General features: G+C 37.1%; 18 protein-coding genes and 1 pseudogene. 6 read left to right on the top strand and 13 right to left on the bottom strand.

Features of this window, described 5'->3' with window-relative positions; translation table 11 throughout:
• The first annotated feature begins 249 nt into the window (after positions 1-249).
• A complete protein-coding gene (locus ATS76_RS01510; RefSeq protein WP_058550751.1) occupies positions 250-1008 on the top strand; it encodes a substrate-binding periplasmic protein in 759 nt (252 codons plus the stop codon).
• Between the two features lie 244 nt (positions 1009-1252).
• On the opposite strand, the gene ATS76_RS01515 is transcribed toward ATS76_RS01510, so the two are convergent.
• From ATS76_RS01515 to ATS76_RS01530, 4 genes are all read right to left on the bottom strand, one after another.
• Complete coding sequence (locus ATS76_RS01515; protein ID WP_058550752.1) at positions 1253-2401, bottom strand: hypothetical protein; 1149 nt, start codon at positions 2399-2401, stop codon at positions 1253-1255.
• Between the two features lie 233 nt (positions 2402-2634).
• Positions 2635-4050, bottom strand: coding sequence for an amidohydrolase family protein (locus ATS76_RS01520; protein ID WP_058550753.1), 1416 nt, complete (start codon positions 4048-4050; stop codon positions 2635-2637).
• A 323-nt stretch (positions 4051-4373) separates the two neighbouring features.
• Positions 4374-4619, bottom strand: coding sequence for a DUF4235 domain-containing protein (locus tag ATS76_RS01525; RefSeq protein WP_058550754.1), 246 nt, complete (start codon positions 4617-4619; stop codon positions 4374-4376).
• A gap of 196 nt (positions 4620-4815) precedes the next feature.
• Positions 4816-5292 (bottom strand): YqhA family protein, encoded by a 477-nt coding sequence (locus ATS76_RS01530; RefSeq protein ID WP_082664310.1) that lies wholly within the window; start codon positions 5290-5292, stop codon positions 4816-4818.
• A gap of 98 nt (positions 5293-5390) precedes the next feature.
• Between ATS76_RS01530 and ATS76_RS01535 the strand changes: the two genes are divergently transcribed.
• Positions 5391-5978 (top strand): acyl carrier protein phosphodiesterase, encoded by a 588-nt coding sequence (locus ATS76_RS01535; protein ID WP_058550756.1) that lies wholly within the window; start codon positions 5391-5393, stop codon positions 5976-5978.
• Positions 5979-6020: 42 nt separating this feature from the next.
• Here the strand turns inward: ATS76_RS01535 and ATS76_RS01540 are convergent, their stop codons facing one another.
• Positions 6021-6329 (bottom strand): hypothetical protein, encoded by a 309-nt coding sequence (locus ATS76_RS01540; RefSeq protein ID WP_058550757.1) that lies wholly within the window; start codon positions 6327-6329, stop codon positions 6021-6023.
• A gap of 369 nt (positions 6330-6698) precedes the next feature.
• Here ATS76_RS01540 and ATS76_RS01545 point away from each other — a divergent pair, with 369 nt between their 5' ends.
• Positions 6699-7541 carry an alpha/beta hydrolase family protein gene (locus ATS76_RS01545; protein ID WP_058550758.1) on the top strand — a complete coding sequence of 281 codons (843 nt, stop codon included), beginning with the start codon at positions 6699-6701 and terminating at the stop codon, positions 7539-7541.
• Positions 7538-8773 (top strand): kynureninase, encoded by a 1236-nt coding sequence (gene kynU, locus ATS76_RS01550; RefSeq protein WP_058550759.1) that lies wholly within the window; start codon positions 7538-7540, stop codon positions 8771-8773. The genes ATS76_RS01545 and kynU overlap by 4 nt, the downstream gene beginning before the upstream one ends.
• Before the next feature lie 74 nt (positions 8774-8847).
• Here the strand turns inward: kynU and ATS76_RS01555 are convergent, their stop codons facing one another.
• Positions 8848-10836, bottom strand: coding sequence for a methyl-accepting chemotaxis protein (locus tag ATS76_RS01555; RefSeq protein ID WP_058550760.1), 1989 nt, complete (start codon positions 10834-10836; stop codon positions 8848-8850).
• A gap of 282 nt (positions 10837-11118) precedes the next feature.
• On the opposite strand from ATS76_RS01555, the gene ATS76_RS01560 reads away from it, so the two are divergent.
• A complete protein-coding gene (locus ATS76_RS01560) occupies positions 11119-12429 on the top strand; it encodes a hypothetical protein (RefSeq protein WP_058550761.1) in 1311 nt (436 codons plus the stop codon).
• An 83-nt stretch (positions 12430-12512) separates the two neighbouring features.
• On the opposite strand, the gene ATS76_RS01565 is transcribed toward ATS76_RS01560, so the two are convergent.
• From ATS76_RS01565 to ATS76_RS01590, 6 genes are all read right to left on the bottom strand, one after another.
• Complete coding sequence (locus ATS76_RS01565; protein WP_058550762.1) at positions 12513-13049, bottom strand: hypothetical protein; 537 nt, start codon at positions 13047-13049, stop codon at positions 12513-12515.
• Complete coding sequence (locus ATS76_RS01570) at positions 13046-13939, bottom strand: hypothetical protein (RefSeq protein WP_235590894.1); 894 nt, start codon at positions 13937-13939, stop codon at positions 13046-13048. The genes ATS76_RS01565 and ATS76_RS01570 overlap by 4 nt, the downstream gene beginning before the upstream one ends.
• A gap of 78 nt (positions 13940-14017) precedes the next feature.
• Positions 14018-15409, bottom strand: a complete 1392-nt coding sequence (locus tag ATS76_RS01575) for a transglycosylase SLT domain-containing protein (protein WP_058550764.1) — start codon at positions 15407-15409, stop codon at positions 14018-14020.
• 12 nt (positions 15410-15421) lie between these two features.
• Complete coding sequence (locus ATS76_RS01580; protein ID WP_058550765.1) at positions 15422-16198, bottom strand: ETEC_3214 domain-containing protein; 777 nt, start codon at positions 16196-16198, stop codon at positions 15422-15424.
• Positions 16199-16267: 69 nt separating this feature from the next.
• Positions 16268-16846 carry an LPP20 family lipoprotein gene (locus ATS76_RS01585; RefSeq protein ID WP_058550766.1) on the bottom strand — a complete coding sequence of 193 codons (579 nt, stop codon included), beginning with the start codon at positions 16844-16846 and terminating at the stop codon, positions 16268-16270.
• Positions 16847-17120: 274 nt separating this feature from the next.
• Entirely contained in the window at positions 17121-18017 is an 897-nt protein-coding gene (locus ATS76_RS01590; RefSeq protein WP_058550767.1) for a LysR family transcriptional regulator, read from the bottom strand.
• A gap of 130 nt (positions 18018-18147) precedes the next feature.
• Here ATS76_RS01590 and ATS76_RS18955 point away from each other — a divergent pair.
• Positions 18148-18297 (top strand): annotated as a pseudogene (locus ATS76_RS18955) (zinc-binding dehydrogenase); the annotation flags it as partial.
• A 105-nt stretch (positions 18298-18402) separates the two neighbouring features.
• On the opposite strand, the gene ATS76_RS01595 reads toward ATS76_RS18955, so the two are convergent.
• Positions 18403-20583: a GAF domain-containing hybrid sensor histidine kinase/response regulator gene (locus tag ATS76_RS01595; RefSeq protein ID WP_058550768.1), complete on the bottom strand. Its 2181-nt coding sequence runs from the start codon at positions 20581-20583 to the stop codon at positions 18403-18405.
• Positions 20584-20786: the final 203 nt, after the last annotated feature.

A 20786-nucleotide genomic window follows, 5' to 3' on the forward strand; every position in this document is an offset into this window, starting at 1 on the left:
CAATAATGCTTAATTAAACTGCCTAAATTCATATGGGTGACTGGTGCATATTCACACCAATCGACGTCATTACTGGATGCGTAGCCATATTCAAATTGAGTTTAAAAATAACAACACTTGGTTTTTGAATAAAAAAATCAAGAAAACACAGCTGCCTGCTTGACCGGAACTTTCTAATGGGTGACCCCTTGTTGACTGACCCCTTGTTGACTTATACCTTATAAATTCCCTTTTAAATAAGAGGTTACTATGGTTCGTAGAGCGGTCATTCTACTTTGCATTTTATGCTTTAATATAAGCTCGTTACATGCCAGCGAAAAGGGTAAAACCATTATGTTTGCGGTTGGTCACGATCATGACAAAATGCTGATGGAGAATTACCCAATTTATCGTGCTAGTTGGCAATTTTTAAATCAAAGTTTAGCCAAAATAGGGTATAAAGTAGACGCCATTGTTTTACCTTGGGCTAGAGCGAACTATTATACTCAGTCAGGAAAAGCTGACGGTTTATTTTTAGCTGCTAACCTGCCAGGAAGAGAGCAGTGGGCGGTTTTGTCAAAGCCAATTGGAGTGGGGGCGTTTGGTGCTTTTTATCATAAGGATAGAAAAGACGAAGAAAATATTATTGCGGGTGTTCGTTTAGGTGTGCACGATAAAATATTAACGGGTTATCACACTTATGAGCTGTTAGAAGTTGCCACGGCTCAGCAAGGGTTTAAACTGCTTTTTAACCAAAAAGTAGACCGCTTAATTATGTCAGAAAGCTATGGCAAGTATTTGTTAAGCACTGAGTTGATTGAATTTAAAAACGACATATTATTTGACTCCGACGTGATTGAGAAACGTTCAATTCATGTTGCATTTGCAAAAGACATTGCTGAAAGTTTAAAAGTTATGGCGGTAGTGAATAAAGCTATTGATTTGGGTATAAGCGACGGTACATACCATGACGTTATGATTAAAAATAAAGTACCTGAAAGTATGTTTTTGTCAGACCTAGATAAATAGTCGTTATATTTTATTTATTTTTAAGGGCAGCCTGTAGAGAGTGTTTTATTTCATATTTGTGAGTGAAAAAATGCAAAATTTGTCTTTAATAACTTCGTTTTATTATTTCGTTAAAGTAAGCGTTTCATGAAGGCGCCAATAAAAATATTCTCCACCTACCAATCATAAAAAGCCATATTCAGCTGATTATAATAAAGGGCAATGTTATTGCCCTTTTTTATGCGCTTAAATTGGTAGTTATAAACTATAGAGCGACTAAGCTTTGCTCTAGCATTGCCTTTATTTGTTTTACTATTTTAGCTTCTGTTTCAGGTTCGAATTGTTGTATACGTGGGGTATGAATATGCCCTGTAGGTATACTTGAATTAAGCGCATCGCGCAGGCGAATACTTCGGTACGATATTTCGTTAGACAGGTAACCACCACCGCCGCCATTTACCGCAATACTATTTTTAAGCTCGCCGTACGAAGGCGCTTTATAGGTTTTTTCAAGCGTGGTGACTTCACGATTGTCGATAACTTTATAGGGGCCTTTGGCGTTTTGCATGTAATTTACAGGCAAGCTAAATTTTACAAACTCGTTACCTGGGAGTGGTCGGCCATTAAGTTTTGGTATTACTGGGCTTGTTTGCGTTCCGCCATACACAATATTAGCGTTATCGGGGGCGGTTACACTACGGCGTTTACCCGGAAAGTGCTCTAAATCAAATTGTGTTCTGCCCATACTTACGGTGACTACCATGTCTACATTATTAAGTGCGTAGTAGGGGGCAAGCAGTGATTCTATTATGCCTTGATCAAAGTCTTCGTAGCGCACAGGCACCATAACGGTGTTAATTTCTGCGCTTATGCCGTTGTAATTAATAACTTGGCCGTCGAGTAATAACGCTGCAACACCTGAGGGGTTACTTTGGTTTATGTTTCTATCGAGTAAAAAAGGGTCAAAGCCTGTAAGTAATATTTTTTTAGTGCTGCCTGATGAAAAAGTAAGGTCGGTGCGGCCTCTGCTGCCTTCCTCAAGTAGGGTTAGTAACGTATTGAGTTGAGCCTGCGTAATTGAAAACTTAGGTGATGTTGTACGTATTACTTTGCTTGAAAGTAGGCGCGCCCAGTAAAGCGCTCGGTCGTCGTAATTATTGGTTTTTATTATGCGTTGCTTGGCACTTTCCCACAGTTCAAAACTAAAGCGTTGTACTAATATTTTTGCACTTTTAAAGTTGTTTAATTCTTTAAATTGTTGCTCAAAACTTGATATTTGTGGGGTAAATGCTTTTAAAACATTGGGCATTGCTAATTGGGCTTTGTTGATGCGCTGTTCTTCAACAGTTAAAGGATTACTTAAAGCAGCGAATGAAGAGGCTATTAAGCTGGTCGCTAATAATACTTTGATCATAATATTCCTAAGATAACGCGATTGTTTTATATGTAATTTACTATCCTATTATTGTTAACTTACAGCAACCTATTAACGTTGAATCGACTGATATTTGCTTTTGTTTAATTTATTTTTTTATTTATAAAGCTAATATTAAGCTTCTTTTACAGGTGAACAAAGTTAGAATATTTAATAAATTTCCTCCACTTCCAACGTGTATTAAAGAAGTGGAGAATAAAAGGTTTAGGACTTTATTTATAAGCTGTCGCTTTACCATCTAGTTTATAAACTTTACCGTTTTTCATGACTAGATCAACATGCTGTAAAAGGTTTATATAACGCAATACATCACCTTTAACAGCAATAATATCTGCATATTTCCCTTCGCTTACCGTTCCCACTTTATCGTTTACTTTCATTAGCACTGATGGCCAATAAGTCGCGGCACGAATTGTATCCATTGCAGAAATTTCCATTTCGTTTACCCATACAGCTAATTCGTTCCATGTGCTTTGGCAGTGAAATTTGGTTGGTATTCCGCTGTCGGTACCTACCAATAAAACTACGCCAGATTCTTTTAATTGTTGAATTTTACGTTTTAACGTAGGTTTGCGCATTGGTGTTAATTGCATATATTCAAGTTCGCCTACGTTTTTTAATGAGCCGCGAATATCATCAATAGTGCTTTGTTCTAAGCCTCGGTGCCAGCATGTATTATCTAAACGCTCAGGGTTGGCAACTGTTAAGTCATAATTCCAAAGTCCTTCTACTGTTGGGGTCCAATAAAGTGGTCCGCCGGCAATTCTGCCTTTGGCTGTACGCTCTCTGAGTAAAGTAATCACATCGTTGGGAAATTCGGGGGCTGTGGTAAGTCCTGTGTGCTCAAAATTATCCACCCCTATTTCTAAGCCTCGTCTAATTTCGTCAGGTTTATGTGAGTGAGCAACGACGACTAAATTGCGTTTATGGGCTTGGTCAACAATAGCTTGTGCTACCTCAAGTTTCATAATGTCGTGGTCAATGAGTTTGATAATATCAACACCTGCATCAGCCAATTTGTTGACCTTTTTTTTGGCATCTTCAACGTTTTTAACACCCCACCTATACAGCTCGGTACCAGGGTAGGCTTCGTGTTGCAAAAAGGGACCCGAAACAAACAAGCGTGGGCCTGGAATTTCACCATTGTCTATTTTATTTTTTATTGTAATGGAGTCTTTTAATGGTGCGCCTAAATCGCGGGCACTGGTGATCCCAGCTAACAATAATTGTTCAGCGCTTGCTGGCATTATTTCGTTTGTTAGTTTAGAAGTATATTCTTTATGCCAGTGCGTGTAATCAGCATGACCATTTAGCATTAAATGTGCATGATTTTCCCAAAGGCCTGGAAGTACATCCATCCCTTCTGTTGAGACAATTTTGTACCCCGTAGGTATAGATAAAGTATCAACTGTTCCAACTTTTTCAATGAGCCCGTTTTTTACTAGTATGACACTGTTGGCTAGTGGCTGATTACCAAAGCCATCTATCAGCCTTCCGCCTACTAATGCGGTGGGTTCAGATTGCTCTGAAGCACTTGCTATTGGTACGATTAAAACACTTAACAAAGATAAGCAGGTTAAAACTGAGAGTGCAGATCTATATAAACTTGTTGCTGTAATATTCAACATCGGTACATTCCTTTTGTTTAATTATTATCTAATAGTTATAGTTGCCCAATTAAGATAACGTCAAAACAGACAAGTTAGCAAAACAAAACGTTGAACCAATAATTTAACCAAAGAGAAAGAGTTGTATACTGCTTGAGCATTATTTTATGGTGGCACCCTATACTCAGGTTATATAAATTATGTGGGTAATCGTACACATTCTATTACAGGAATATAGTGAGCGTTCATATCTATATTGTTCAGGGTAATTATAGGCTGGTGGAGTGAGAGAGAAGTTAAACCTCTTGTGAACACTAATATTACAAGAGGCATTAATTTAAAACTTATTTGGATTGACGTTTGTCGAGAATATAACGCACTGCCATTCTTGCTACGCCGGCTCCAATGCCTGAAACGACCGCCCAAGTTACTGCTTCTTTAATATCTGTATTTTCGCTTGGCTTGTCTTTTGGGGCTGGTTCGTTGGTAACCTTTTCCCATGATTTTTGTAAAGTTTTCCTTGTTAGCATACCTGCAGAAGCTGCTGCCAAACCTATACCTATAGTCGTAATTAGTTGTTTGTTAATCATAATGTTCTCCTTTTGCTAAATATAGATAGCCATATTTATGTTTAATTTTTAAAGCAAGAACATGAGTAACAGCAATTTATATACCGAAAAGAAAGCAGCCTAACTTAAGCCGTAATTTGAATGTAAAAGCACGTGGCACTGTAATCCACTTATTTGTAATTTGGCGTATTAAAAACGTTTATAAAACTATTTATAGCTAGTCTTTCATTGAACGCCATGCAAATGTTGAGGCTGCTATAACAATTGCAATGGCTATTCCTAAGTACAGGGTTTCTATTGTGCCGCCAAATTCCACTGCATGTTCTAAAAATAGTATGACAAGAACAACTGAGGTTACTTGTACGAGGGTTATTTTTAAATCATGAAAGTCTTTAATATTAAAAGCGGCTAAAAATTTACTTTCTTTTGATTTAGCAGGCGATATAAACAAGCGGTATAAGCTAATGGCTATAACTTGCAAGGTAATACCTATTAAAAGTAAATCGAGTATTTTAAGTAGTTCAACTATAAGGGCTTTACCTGCTTTGGCTGAGTCGGGCAGGTCGAGAATGGTTGAAACCACTATATTAAAAACAATATTAATGCATGAAACATAAACAAGGAGCGATGATACTGCTGCGGTGATAACCGCAATGACAACTAAAAAACGGCTAGTTTGAAATATATTTTCCATGTTGCTCAACTTCATAATTAGACTAAATCTATACGAAGCATAGTATATGTTAGATCCCTAAGTTACTATTTAAACAGAGTAATAAACTTGAGAACACATTGAATTATTTAGCTCACCTTTATTTTGCAAAGCCAACGGCTGATTCCCATTTTGGAAATTTACTAGGCGATTTTGGCGGCCATAGGCATGTGGCACAACTGAGTGAGCCTGTAAAAAATGCGTTAAATAATCACTATTTAGTTGATAAGTTCACAGATGCGCACCCCGTTGTTAAAGAGGCTAAACAGTATTTTTCGCCAGCGCGAAGGCGCTTTGCAGGCGTGGCAATAGATGTGGTGTTTGATCACTTTTTAATTACGCATTGGCAGCAGTTTAGTGAGCAACCTTTGAGTGATTTTAAACGTAACAGTTTTGGGCTTTTAAATCAGCGGTTAGCGCACATGCCGCCGCGTATGCAGCGGGTGGTTACTAGCATAACTAAACACGATTGGTTTAAAGATTACGAAACTATTAATGGTGTGGGGACTGCGCTAGACAACATTGCTAATCGTATTCGCTTTGCCAACCAATTTGCAGGCGCTGCCCAAGATATAAAACGTCATTACTACCAGTTGGATGAGGCTTTTTTAGCGTTTTTTCCACAATTAATAACGCATGTAACAGAGTTTAATGCAGAGAAGATTTAAATCTTTGTTGGTAAATATTAGGCGATTTTTTTGCTAACGCGTTTAGTCGTCTGGGCCATTTAATGTGAATTTTAGGTGTTTGCGCATGTCTTTTAAAATAACGCCTTTTTTAAGCATGGCGCCGCTTAATCGTTTTTGCCATTTTAATATGTCGGGCTCTGCGGCATCAAGGGCTTGTTGGTTTTCAAACTGAAAGCACATAAGTAACGAGCCCGGAAATAAGTGATACTCCACGTCAAACCAACATTGCAGCATACCGGGTAGTTCAGTGCGGCCTTGCTCTTCTATTTTATCGGCAACGTTAAGCACAAGCGCTTGTTGTTTTTCTTGTACTTTAGATAGTTTTTTCATTCTAGTGTCCACTTGAGGGCATAATAATAGCCAGAGTGGGTCATTATACATCAGCTTTTAGTGCCCAACACCTTAAAGCTAAGTTAATAGTTATTTTCTATTAAGCATTAGCTTAAACGCAGTAACTTTACTCGTCGCTTTTAGCATGGTTAACTTGGTGCTGCTTTTATAGCGTCTGATTAATTAAATACGCAAACATAAAAGATTATTTATTACGCCCAGTTTGTGTATAACAATAATAATTACAGTCACTAAAGTGTTATTAATTAATGACTAAGTGACGTGATAACGCAAATAATACGTACAAGTAGGCTTGCAGTTTAATAGGCGCAAGGTGCTATTTTTAAGATTTAAAAAGGAAGTTGTGTTGTGAAAAATACGGTTGTTTTACTTTTAGGTATGTGGATTTTAAGTGGATGTACGACTACCAACAACATTGAGTTTCCTGTTGTTGAAGACAATGTTGCGTATTCTAAAGTGGCGTCGCTCGGTTTTGTAAATGCTAACGAAAAAATACAGTATGGCAGTGACGAATCACAATTTGCATTACTGTGGCGAGCTACGCATGTTGAACAAACTAAATCAAAGCCGTTGGTGGTATTACTGCATGGTGGCTGTTGGCTAAGTGCATACGATATAAAACATACTTATGCGTTAAGCACGGGCTTGGCACAGGCAGGGTTTAATGTATGGTCGGTGGAATATCGCCGAAGCGGCGAAAGCGGTGGCGGTTGGCCAGTTACATTTAACGATATAAAAGCCGGTATTTTAGCATCAAGTACTTACAATAGTGGTGAGTTTAAACTTAATAATGCTGTTGTTGTGGGGCACTCGGCTGGTGGGCATTTAGCGTTACTTGCGGGCGGAAAAATAAGTGAATTAAAAGGCGTAATTGGCCTTGCTCCCATTACCGATATTAAAGCCTACGCGGCAGGTACTAATAGCTGTCAAAAAGTAACTAAAGATTTTATGCAAGGTATGCCAAGCGATAAGCCCGAACAATACACTCAGGCCAACCCAAGTGAGCAACCCTTGCATGCGCAAAGCATAATTTTACAAGGTGCGAATGACAGCATTGTCCCGGCGTATAATTTAGAGCAACTTAATCGGCCGGTAGATTTACTCAAAGGGGGGGGGCATTTTGATTGGATACACCCAGGTTCTGCTGCTTTTAGCACGTTAGTTGAACATTTAAACGGAATAGATAAATGAATTTTGATGATATTGTAGCGCTTGATAAAGCCGATGTACTTGCAAGCAAGCGTGATGAATTTGATTTACCCGCAAATACTATTTATTTAGACGGTAATTCGCTAGGAGCTTTACCCAAAGCGGTTAAAACCAGAGTGGCACAAGTAGTGAGCGAGCAGTGGGGAAGCCATTTAATTAGGAGCTGGAACGATCACCAATGGATTGATTTACCTACGCAGGTTGGCGAAAAGATAGCGCCCATAGTTGGTGCCGAAAAAGGCCAGGTAATTTGTTGTGATTCGATTTCAATAAATTTATTTAAGCTTTTAAGCAGCGCGCTTATGTTAAACACGGGTCGTAGTAAAGTGCTATCAACGCAAGATAATTTTCCGACCGATTTATACATGGTGCAAGGTTTAAGCGATTTATTAGGCACTGATTTATGCCAATTAAAATTAGTTGAAGAGCAATGTATTGAGCAAAACTTAACTGACGACATCGCTGTATTGTTACTTACCCAAGTTAACTTTAGAACCGGTAAGCTTTTAAATATGCAAAAGCTAACAAAGCTCGCTCAGCAAAAAGGTATTTTAGTGATATGGGATTTAGCGCATAGTGCAGGTGCATTGCCGGTTGAGTTGGATAAATGCAACGTTGATTTTGCAGTAGGCTGTGGCTACAAATATTTAAATGGTGGCCCAGGGGCGCCCGCCTTTTTATATGTTGCCAAGCGCCACCAAAGTACAGTTAAACAGCCATTAAGCGGTTGGATGGGGCATGCAAAACCATTTGCATTTAATGCCCATTACGAGCGGCCAGAAAGTATTAATCAGTATTTATGTGGTACGCCAAGTGTTATCGGTATGAGTGCGTTAGATGCCGCGCTTGATGTATGGGAAAACGTTAAAATAAGCGATGTGAGGGCTAAGTCGATTGCTTTAGCCGATGTGTTTATTGCTTTAGTGCATTCGCATGCTAGCTTGGTTGATTTGCGTTTATGCTCTACTGAGGATTCAATACAACGTGGAAGCCAATTGGCTTTTTCGCATAACCAGGCATTCGCTATTTGCCAAGCATTAATAGAAAAAGGCGTTATAGCTGACTTTAGAGCGCCTAACATTTTACGGTTTGGTTTTACGCCTTTGTACACCTCGTTTGAAGATGTGTGGAACGCGGTAAATACGTTAGTTGATGTAGTTACAACAAAGTTATACGCCGAGCCACGGTTTAACTTGGCAGGTAAAGTAACTTAATAAAGCGGGCTAATTGCTTTGGTTTATTTTGCTTAAGCAATTAGCCTCTAGCTGTATTACAAGGTTGCTAGTAACTATTGAAACTTAAAGTTTTTCATTGTGTGTTGCAGGGTTTCAGTGTTGAGTCGCATTTCATTAAATATTTCTTCTTGCTTACGTGCTGCTTCAACTTCGTGGTTGGCGTATTCAAATACGCTTGCAGCATCCACTGCTATATTTGACGCAACTGCAGACTGTTGTTCTGCGGCTGATGACACGTTCATGGCTAAGTTTTCGAGTACTTTACTTTGTGCATGGACTTGCTCGGATACCGCTCTTGCTTGATCAAATCGCTCTAAAGTGGCTTTTGATAATTTAGTACTTGCTACAATAGAGCTAACTACTTGGTCGCTGATAGACTGTAACTCGCCGAGCAAAGACGAAATTTTTTCTGATGATTCTTTACTGTTTCCTGCAAGGCTTCTTACTTCGTCGGCAACAACGGCAAACCCTCTACCATGCTCACCTGCTCTTGCTGCTTCAATAGCGGCATTGAGCGCGAGTAAATTAGTTTGCTCGGCAATGCTACTAATTGAATCTAAAATGGACGATATGCTCGCTACCTGCTGATCCATTTTACTCACTACCTCCTCTACATTAGACATGCCTGTAGCAAGCTCACTAATAGAGCTTTGGCTAAGTTTGTTATCTTCAATCAATAGATTGGCTTGTTTGTTTAACTCGTCACTCGAGCTGAGTGTTTCAGAAGCTGAGCCTGCTATTTCGCGGCTTGTTGCGGCCATTTCTTCTATTGCGGTGGCTATATTACTTGCCATAGCCAGTGTTTTGTTTGAATCATCAAGTACTGTTTTTGTTGCATTACTCATATCATCACTGAGTTTTGAGCCTGAATTGATTGAATGATCAAGCCCTAATAGCAGGTCTTTAAAAGCGAAAATAGTATTGTGGATAGCATTTGATATTTCGCCGAGTTCATCTTTACTTTTGAGCCTTATATCTATTGTTAGGTCGCCTTTTTCGGCTTTAAGCAAAAGTGACGTTAGTTGGCTTAATTCCTTTTTGAGAGTACTTAATAAATGAAAGTTTAGGTACGCTATGATAGCTAACGTAACCAAAAAGTAGATAATAGTGAGTGTAAGCGTTGTATCGGCTGCTTCTTTTAATTCAAGGCCATCTTTATCAACCGTATTCCATTGGGTGTCTAGTAATTGTTTAATTTGAGTTATTTGCTGTGTTGCCATAGGAAACCACTCCGACGCTGCCGGCAAAGTCGTAAAGTTTGGGGAGTTTGTGCTCAGTAATGTATTTGTTATTGTATTAATTTTACGTGAGTCATCGCTTTGTATAATGTTGTTAAAGCTTTGTAATTGCTGGCCTTGTAAGTTAGCTATTAAGTATTGATTGAGCAAATCTATTTCTGAATTGTATAAGGCAATATTTTGCTGCGTAACACTCGTTAATTGCTTTTTAGCTAAAGTGCCGTTTATTTTTCCTCGGTTTTGACCTAAGCGCTCTTTATAGTGAGCGAGTAAAAAAGCAATATTGAGATCTTTAGATAACACAGGGTGCTTTATTTGGCTGCTCAGGTTTGCCGCTACATCAAGTGAAATTTGGTTTAGTTTACTGTAAAACGCGAATGCACCAGGGGCTGCTTTATTATCAACTTGAGTGCGTAATGCCGCTTTTTCAGCATTGAGATCAAAAAGAATACTTAAATTTTTAGAGACCTTTGTAGCGTTTTTCGTGAGTTGAGCACTTACCGACTTTAAATGCTGTATTGAAGCATCTGCCTTTTGGCGTTGCGCGAGTACTTTATTTTTTGCTGCATCTGAGCCGCTTCCTAAAAAACCTGCTGTTAAACCGCGCTCTACAGCATGATTATGTGCCACTTTTTCAAGCGCATCGAGAAGGCTAATTAAAGTTATATCTTGCTGTAGTGTTTGCGACTCTTGCCATTTATTTGTGATGTTTTGTATTAAAAGTATAAAAATAAAAACCATTAATATTATTGAGGTCAGCAAAGAGAGTTGAATAATAGATAGTCGCCTAAGTAAGCGATTCATAAGGTCAGTCCTATAGTGTATTTATCTCAGTATTTTGGTTAAGCAATGGTTGAGCAAGTAAACGGCTATTAGCTATTTAATACATAAAGCGTAGTGTAGTTTTTAATAAATTCACTCGAGTAAGCGAGTTAATTTGATGAACAACGTTGTTTGCGAGGTATTTAACAGTGCTTTGTTTACAAACTATTGCAATTTTGTAAGCATTTTGGTGATGGTTACCTTGTTATTGTTTTGCTTAAGTTGAGATAATGGTAGGTGAACCAATTTAACGGACTAATTAAAATGAATAAATTTATACTTACCCCGCTTGCTATTACACTTTCTTTAACGCTTAGCGCATGCGGTGGCTCTTCATCAGAAAGTAGCTCTGGCAGCTCGTCAAGCGGTGGCAGCACAGCTCAGCTTCAAACTATTGCCTTACAAACATTAACACGCGAATGCGGGGCTGATTCTGCGTACCAAGCAGATGTTGTTTTTCATAGTGATGATGGCGATGCTATCGGTTCTGTTAAAACCGATGCAGAAGGTAAATTTTCAGGTGAGTTACCCACTGGTACAAAACATGTATCAGTACTAGGTGATGTGTTTGATGAAGAAGACGGCGGTTATAAGCAAATTATCACTGAGCTTGATATTGAAAATAGAACTAATTTAGGCACCTTTTATTTTAATGACTTCACAGGTGATTGTGGATGTACTGAATATAATGTTGATACAACAGCGCTAAGCACGATTGCGTCTGATTACACAATATATCAATCACAAGGTAATGAAGTTTCAGGGTCTGTAAATATTTGCCCGAATGATAACAAGCTTTATTTAACGGCGCTTTCTAGGTACTCAGTTGATGCGAAAGCTGCCGTTATTGATATACCGGTAAACTCATCAGTTATTACTCTCACGGATGAAGACTTTATTCATGACGGTGTTGAAGTTCCAGTTCAATTAGATGTTGATGCTGATTATGCTAGTACTCGAGGTTACATAGAAGCTGATAATACGTATAGGTTTGTTCAATATAGTGGCTCTGAAATATCAAGCACGCTTTTTGTATTCCCAACAGTGACTGAGCATAATTTTTATGTGCAGCTTGATTTTATGTCAGACCTTATGAATGTAGATGGTGTTGACGTTGAGATTCAAAGTTATGCCCGAAGCGCAATAGATAGTAATGGTAATTATCAGCTGACCACGCTTCCGAGCGTTACTGATGATTTAGGGTTTAGTTTACTTCAATTTACTGAAAACAGTGATTCAAGCTTTGACTTTGGTAATGTTGACAACCGATTTGCTCGTACAATATGGGGTTACAGCTTTTTAGTTGATGATGCAGCAGAAAGCCGATTTGATTGGACAATAAAAGCGGGCATAAGTGGTCAAATTCCAGATCTATCTTTTGGTAGTGTATTCCCTGAACCTACCGACGAGGTTATTTTAGAAGAGTTAACGGTATTACTTTATGGTTATGCTGGAAATGCAACCGATGCAAACAGTTATACAAAACTTTTAGACACGATTTCTGAGGGTGGGCATTTAACTAAGCCAGAGTTTAGTAACTACGTGTATACATTTGTAAGTGCTGAAATATATTAGGCTTTGCGTTAAGTTATTATAAATAAGGCCACACTTGTGGCCTTATTTATAATAATGCTCTAGGCTCAGGTCGCTGTAAAAGTTTATTGAGTAAAATCAATATTCTCAATTAGATGTACCGTAACATCAGCACTGCACGTTACTGTTAAGTTACTTGCTTTAGTTGGTAGTGTTTGGCATTGCAAGTTTTTTACTTGCGCAATTCCAGCTGTTTGTGCGACGGCTTTCTCAGTAAAGTCCTGTCTTGAGTAGCGTGTGTTATTTTTGTTTGAGTCAACGTTAATAATAGTCGTATTAGTCTTCGATGTTGAGGCTATAACAACACCATTTACTTCCTCTGTAGCTAGTTGGACTATATCTTTTTTGGCGCGCTCTTTTAAGTTTTTTAAGGTTTCATCATCGCTACCCATAACCGTAGTCGATCTGTTTATAGTTTTTACTATAGGCTTGTTATTGATATCTTTTTTGTAGTGTATTTTAAAGCTACTACTCGACTGTTCGGTTGGCTGAGGTTTTATTTTATTGCTTTCAGCCAAAGGAATAACGATGTCGTATTCACTATTTTTGCTGGTAGCGCACCCCGCTAAAAAAGTAATTAGAATTAACAGTAATATTCTCATTTTAGACCTCTTTGCTTTTTATGCGCATCACTTAATACTTTGTAGTCTTCTACTTCTTTTATTGAATCAAGAATATCAAAGTTTCTAGGATCGATAAGATTCGCTTTTGTCATTAAGTCATAAGCTTCTGTATGTTTGCCCTGCATTAATTTTATTAAACCTTGGTTGTGAAGGGCTATGGCTTGATCTTCAATTGAATTACTATTTTGAGCAACTTGTTCAAAAATACTAAAAGCTTGGCTTAAACGGTCTTTTTTTACGTACTCTATACCTAAATCAATATTTTCATCTTCCCCGTTTAGGTAATTAAGTTTTACTAAAGAACGATATGGGGAAATTTGTTTAACAACAAAGTCAGCCGCCTTTTCTATCAAAAAGTCAGCAACTTCAGAATCGGTCCGGAGCTTATCTTTTGCTTTGCTTCTATTTTCGCTTGAGCTCTTTTCTTTACTATAAGTGAATGTTTCAGAAGCACTATTTAGTGTTTGCTGGCCATAAATAACGTAGTAAGTTAGGGTTAAAGTTTGTTTAACTGATGCATGATAGCTGTACCACGTTTCTTTTTTTCCTTCATGCTTTTCACTCCATGAATTACGCTCTACTCGAGATGGCGAAATTTCACCAACCAGCTTATAGGGGGAATTGGCATGTACCTTTACGTATCCATGGCTCATTAATTTAGCTTTTACTTTTGCTGAAAGCGCATTTCCCTTAATGTTATATTTATCGCCGTTAAAACCAACTACAGCAATATGATCAAGAGCAAGGCCTGACTTACTAGGCATATTCATTGTTGAATCAACTTCAACTTTTGAAGCACAGCCAGTAAGTACAGCCAATAAACTTAAAAAGTATAATGAATGTGAGAATGTTTTTTTTATATTTAGCATCGCTTTTTCCATTTCCATGTTGGGGCATAACTAACGCCTTTTTTGCTGGGAAGGCAATTAATTACCAGATAAGTAGTTTTAAATTTGTTCCATAGATTTATAAATAGGTTGACGTTCTAGCACCTTTTGTAAATACTTTTTTGTTTCTTCGTATGGTAGGTCTGTAATAAGCTTGTCATAGACCTCTTCAGGCGTCATTTTATTTATTATGTTAGAAGCTTTGTTGATATTTCTTGAGTTATCGGTGTTAAAGGCTTTAGCTACGTTCCCTGCTCCGGTGTTGTAAGCTGCAATCATGCAATAAAATCGACTTTGCTGATTACTTATTTTAGCCAAATAGCGTGTGTTTAAAAGGTGCATATATGCAACACCTGTTTCAATATTATTCTTTGGGTTGAATAAATACTCCTTGCTCATAATGTTCTTTTTCTTATGTAAAAAAAGATTAACATCAGCTCCTGCACTTATAGGCACAATCTGCATTAAACCAAAGGCCGGGATTGGAGATTCTGCTTGAGTATTAAAGTGGCTTTCAGTATGGATAATCGAAAAAAGCAAACTCTCGGGCAACTGCCAAAGCTTACTATGCTTACTAACAATACTTTTATAGGGTGCTGCTTTTTTTATAAAACTGCTATGGTCAAGCGGTATGGTGTAGGTGGTAACTCGTTTATTTTTTAGCTTTTCTCTTTGTTTAATCGCGTTACCCTCTACTTGCGACGCTTTTAACCTTTTTATACGCTGTGCTTTTTCGACTTCTATTTTTGCTATTTCTGCATTCAATTTCTTTTTGGCTAGTAAATTGTCGCTATCTAGCTGAACAGGTGATGATCGTTGTAAAGACATATCAAACACTTTTTCAACTTGTTGGCGAGCTTCAATAGCTTGCTTATTTATTTTATTAATTTCTTTTTCTATCAATGTTTCAGGCTGTGCAATTACTTCAACTGGCGTTTCAATGGGAGAGGTATTTTCTATATTTTTTTTAAGTACCTTAAACGAAGTGCTTTTTATTTTGTTCGCTACCACTTCATTAGTATTTAACGTACTTTTTAGAGCGTTACTGATATCATTTGTAGAAATGTGATCTTGCTCATTATGCAAAATGCTTATACTTATCTGATCTTTTTCATAGTCAATGGTGGTTTTTGCCTTGTTGTCAGGACTATAGTAGGTCGTTTGACTAGAAAGCTGAGGATCTGTTTCCCCCCACGTGTTAATAAGTTTGTCGCGTATATCATCAAGTTTTTTAAAATGTTTACGCCTAAAAACTTGATATTCAGATAAGTAGGTTTCTTTCCAGTCGTTAAACTCTTTTAGTTCTTCTGCGCTGCCTTCTTTTTCCAAAGCGGCCATTTCTTGCTCTAATTGCTCAAATGGATCATTTGTTTGTTGTGCTGAAATCTCCGTTACATTTAGCATTAAGGTGGTAAATAGTGACGCATATAAATTAAGTTTAAATAAACTCATAAAAAACCTTTATCAACTTTTTGTTAATGTTTGGTACTCAAATCGGGTGAGTAAGGACTCTGCAACAATTTTGCTTTCTAATTCACTAACCGCATAATAGTTGGGCTTTATCTTCGCTCGTAATGAGTCAACTTCCTTTTTCAACTCATTAAGGTTATCTGAGTAGGTAGCCAAAGAGTCCATCGTGTTAATACTTGTTTTTATTGTTGCTAAATATTTTTCTGGTATTTCCACGGAGCTCGGAACTGCGGCGTAGCCAATAAACCCTTTAGATAAAGAAAGAAACATTTTTTCTTTACCAAGATTTTGAGATTCTAGATAATAAGTCAAATTACGATTATCAAAGCTGTATTCAAATTCACTTGAATTTTTCTCTAAAATTGTTGATTTTCCCAGTGGACCCGAGAAAGGTATCTCAGGAGAAAAGTCTGCGATACGTGACACTACGGAGTAACCATTAATACGCTTGTCAGAAGTGATTACTGTAAAGATAAACTTTTTTCTAATGTAATAGTAAAACTCAACATCAATATCTATTCGTGACCTTTTTACTGCATTGGGCTCCCCTAGAAATGTTTTGATGTAAGCGATGCTATTACCTATGTTAACTTTATCTATCTGCTTATACTGAACTTTATGTGTAAAGTTCTCTACGAACGCAGAGTAAGCACTTTTAAGAACATCTTTTGTATCACCCCATTGCCCAATAGAAATCAATATAGCGGCTGCCATTAAGATAGAGCTTTGTACTTTTTTCCAGGTTGATGTTTGATTATTATTTTCTGTCATATTTTTACTTATAATGGAAAACTTCACGCGTAGTAATTTGGTGAAGTTTTTTGACCGACAACTATGTAATTAATTAGTTAGTTTTTTTATTTCTTGATCTAGGTCGTTTTCGGCTTTTTTGGCTTTGAATTCTTGATACAAAAACTTTTCGTCAGCGGGGTTTATGGTTCGTTGGCTTTGTTTAAGAATATCATTGAATAAGGATTTTGTTTGATTTGGTTCAAGCGCTGTAAGTACACAAAAATGATCTTTTCCAGATATATTAACAATATCCGATTTTATTAGCCTAGAGCCTTGCAATTTTTGTTTGGTTAGTTGTTTTGAAACAGAACTAAAGCTTGTACCAACAGTGGTATCGTCGTTTGAGTCTGTACGATTGCTATATGTTTTTTCAAGCCCTTCAATCCGTGTTTCTATTTGTTGCGCTAGCGCTAGACGACTATTTGCTGTTGCGAGTTTTTTATCAACAGATAAGTTGCCTGAAAACTTCACACAATCTGTCGCGGCAATGCCGTCACTTACATGAGGGTTTAACACCCAATCGGGCAGATTTGAAACAGATGTATTTGCGCTTTTTTCTGCAACTGTATTACAGCCAGCAATAACAACAATGGCAACAGATGTTAATAATGTGCGTGATATTTTCATATAGTCAGTAACCTTGTAGTTAATTTAGGTGAAAATTTAAGCAGACACTAATTGTATGTTTGTAGAATAATTTTATTTGTGTAAGGAGGGAATGAAAAACTGCATTATTTGATTGCCTCCATGCTTAAATAACTAGTTTTAAAGAATAAACCAAATTATTAATAATTAATATAGATTAGTGTTTTTTAATATGTACTGGTATTTAAATTCTTTAACAGAAAAAACTTTACGTTTTTAAGTACTACACCCAGTTGAAAGTTTAATAACTCGCCACTCACGTTGTTTCCCAATATGGGATTTCACCATAATGCTTTATAAAAAAGTCGATAAACGCACGTACTTTTGGCGCAAGCAATCGAGAGCTTGGATATACCGCCCAAATGGCAGGATTTGAATCCATGGGGTAGTCTTTTAATATTTGAACTAGGGTCCCTTGTGCTAATGCTTGGTGAACACACCATATTGATGAGATGGTAATGCCGGCTCCATCAATGCATGCATCTCTTATTGACTCTCCATTATCAATACGAATATTGCCTTTAACTTTAATTTTTTCAATGCCGTTTGCTGTTTTAAAATTCCAATGTTCGATACCAATTAAGTTAATACAATTGTGGTTAAGAAGGTCGTGTGGTGTTTTAGGTTCCCCATGTTCTGCAATGTAGTCAGGGGAGGCACATATAATACGTCGATCGCGGGCGAGCTTTCTGGCTACGAGGGTTGAATCGTTAAGCTCGGCATTTCTGATAGCGATATCAAAACCACCTTCTACCATGTCTACAATACTATCGCTTTGTCTTAAATCGACTTTAAGCTCAGGGTGCTGATCAATAAAAGCTTTAAGTGCGGGCACTATATGCATGCGACCAAATGAGGAGGGGGCTGCAACACGAATCGTGCCTTGAGGTGTAAAAGAGCCAGCACCTACAGCTGCTTTTGCACTGTTTATAGCATTTAATATTTCTTCAGCGTGAGGTAAAAACTCATGGCCTTCTTCAGTTAGTGAAACTCGCCTTGTTGTACGGTGGATTAGTTTTACACCAAGCGATTCCTCAAGTTTAATAATATGCATGCTAGCTACTGGCGGCGAAAGGCCAAGTTCCGCGCCTGCTGAACTAATATTGTGTGTAGAGGCGACTCGAACGAATAACTTTAGGTGTTCATTGTTCATTATTAAAGCCTATTATTAATTAAATTTTAAAACTAGCTGTTCATTTGAGTGTATTATCATGGGTATCTCTTGTAAATATACTGGCTGTTTAAACTAAACAAGGGGGTACCATAAACGCCAGCAGCATGGTGAAATATTAGCTAAGCTTGCAACAATTATTGATGAAGGGCACCTTGTACCTGTGTTAGATAATATTGAATTTAACCTTGAGGATGCCGGTAAAGCGCATGATCGCCTTGCTAGTGGTGAAGGTATGGAGAAAGTGGTTATTTCACTATAAATTGTCGTGTCGGCTCAAGCCGATCACTTATTAAATGTGCCCGGCTTTTTTATTATTTATCGGTAAAATCACTCTATAAAGATTTACGGTTGAATAGCCGTAAATTCAATTGAGATCTATTTGTTTTGATAAAAATAATGTAGTTAAGTCTGTTATTTTTATCAGAGCTTCTTTATCTGCATGGGTCCATGATATTTTCGACCCAATACTTTCGCAGCAAATCACGCCTAGTGCTTTATTATCTTTAAAATAAATGTAGTCAAGTAGTGAGTAAATATTGTATGGCTCAAAATAGCTTTTGGTAAAGCCTTTTGTAACTTCGTGATTTCTTGCATCGGGGGCATCAAGTATTTGGTGGCTTAGTATGTAGTTAAAGTAATCTGGGTAGTCTTTTGCTGTTAATACTGAGTCAAGAATGACTTCATCGTTCTCATCAAGGCACATTAAGCAATTTATCTCAGAGTATTCTTCATTAAACAGCCATAAGCTGACTCTGTTGGCCGCAGGTATTAATCTTTTTAGTTCACTGCATGTTTGTTTGAGTTTGTGTTCTCTTTTAATGCTTGGATCACTAATTTTTATTGCTAAGTCTTTGAGATTTTCGTTGTTTGGGTTGTAAACATTAAGCAAGCTGTTCAAGCTATCTTTATTAAATGGCTTAGTTAAATAACCGTCCATGCCAATATTTAGGTAATGCTCAATATCTTGTTTCATTGTGTTAGCAGTCATGGCTATTATAGGTATTGATTTGCCTTTGTCTTGCGTTCTTATGGCTTTAGTTGCTTCAACCCCATCCATTACTGGCATCTGAATATCCATAAAAATTAAATCAACGTGGTTGGTAATGAAGTAATCAACGCACTCTTTACCGTTTTCACTAAAAACCACTTTTGCATTATGCGCTTTTAACATTTTACTGACGACGATTTGATTTATTTTATTATCTTCCGCCACTAAAATAGTACAGCCTTGTAAATTAGTTACTTCTTTGTTTTTCTTTAATAAACCGTCTAATATCGATGCTTCAAAGCTTTGTTGGTAAATAAATGTAGAGCCTTCGTTTTCTTTACTTGTAAAACTGATTTTGCCATTCATTAAATGACTTAATCTATTACAAATGGAAAGGCCTAATCCTGTACCACCAAATTTACGAGAGGTAGATGAGTCAGCTTGATGAAATTCTTTAAATAAGTTTGCTTGTGCTGCTTTGTTTATCCCTATACCTGTATCTATGACCTTAAATGTTATGTTCTGTGTATTTAAAGAGTGACCTTTTAAGTTAATTATTAAATCAACGTGCCCAGCTTGAGTAAATTTAATTGCATTTGAGCATAGGTTATTTAATATTTGCGATATTCTTAGTGGGTCACCTTTTAATGTTTTAGCCACTTTTTTATCTATTGATACATTAAACTTTATACCTTTATCGGAGGCTTGTTTTTTTAGTGGCTCAATTACGCCATAAACAACGTCTTTAAGGTTGAAATCGATATGTTCAATATCTAATTTTCCGGCTTCTATTTTTGAAAAGTCTAAAATGTCATTCACTATATTGGATAAAATATTGGCTGAGTTTAGAATACTTTTTAGCGCAATATCTTTTTCACTATTACTGCTGTCAGATAAGCCAAATTCGGCTAAGTTTAAAATACCATGAAGTGGGGTTCTTAGCTCATGCGACATATTAGCTAAAAATTTACCTTTTAAATCATTAGATGTATCTGCTTCAGTTTTTAGTTTTTCAAGCTCTTGATTATGAACTTTTTGCTGTTCTAATGCTTTACTTAGCTCTCTATTTTTTAGCCTTAACTCTAATTGGGCTATTACCTCTTTACCTAAAATAGTTAATGCGCTTATTTGCTTTTTGGTTAGTTTTTTGGGTTTATCACTAATTACACATAAAGTACCAATTGTACTGCCTTGCGGTGTGATAAGGGGCGCGCCTGCATAAAAGCGAATGTTGGGATCGTTGGTAACTAAAGGGTTGTCGTGAAAGCGCTCATCAAGTAATGCATTTTGTATTTCAAATACTTGGTCTTGCAAAATAGCATGAGAGCAAAACGCTATATCACGCTCTGTTTCACTGGCTTCAATTCCATACTTTGATTTAAACCACTGTCTTTGCGGATCGACAAGGCTTATAAGTGATATTGGGGTATCACATATATCTGAAGCTAGCTGAGTTAAATCATCAAATACTTTTTCTGCATCGGTATCTAATATTTCATACTCATATAAGGCTTTTAATCGAGACTGCTCATCTTCAGGAATTCGTGCTTTTTGCATAGTAATACCTAACGTTTATATAGAGTTACTATAGAAGTAAATTAGTAGTAATAGCAACTTTTAGCTGCGGATTTACGGAAAAAATGGGGTGTTTCTTTAGTTTGTAGTGACTTAGTGACTTAGTGACTTAGTGACTTAGTGTTATAAAGTAGAGTTACTTTTATAGTTTAAATAATAAAGAGCCAAATAATTAAATTATTTGG

Source organism: Pseudoalteromonas sp. 10-33 (genome assembly GCF_001469195.1).
Classification (GTDB): domain Bacteria; phylum Pseudomonadota; class Gammaproteobacteria; order Enterobacterales; family Alteromonadaceae; genus Pseudoalteromonas.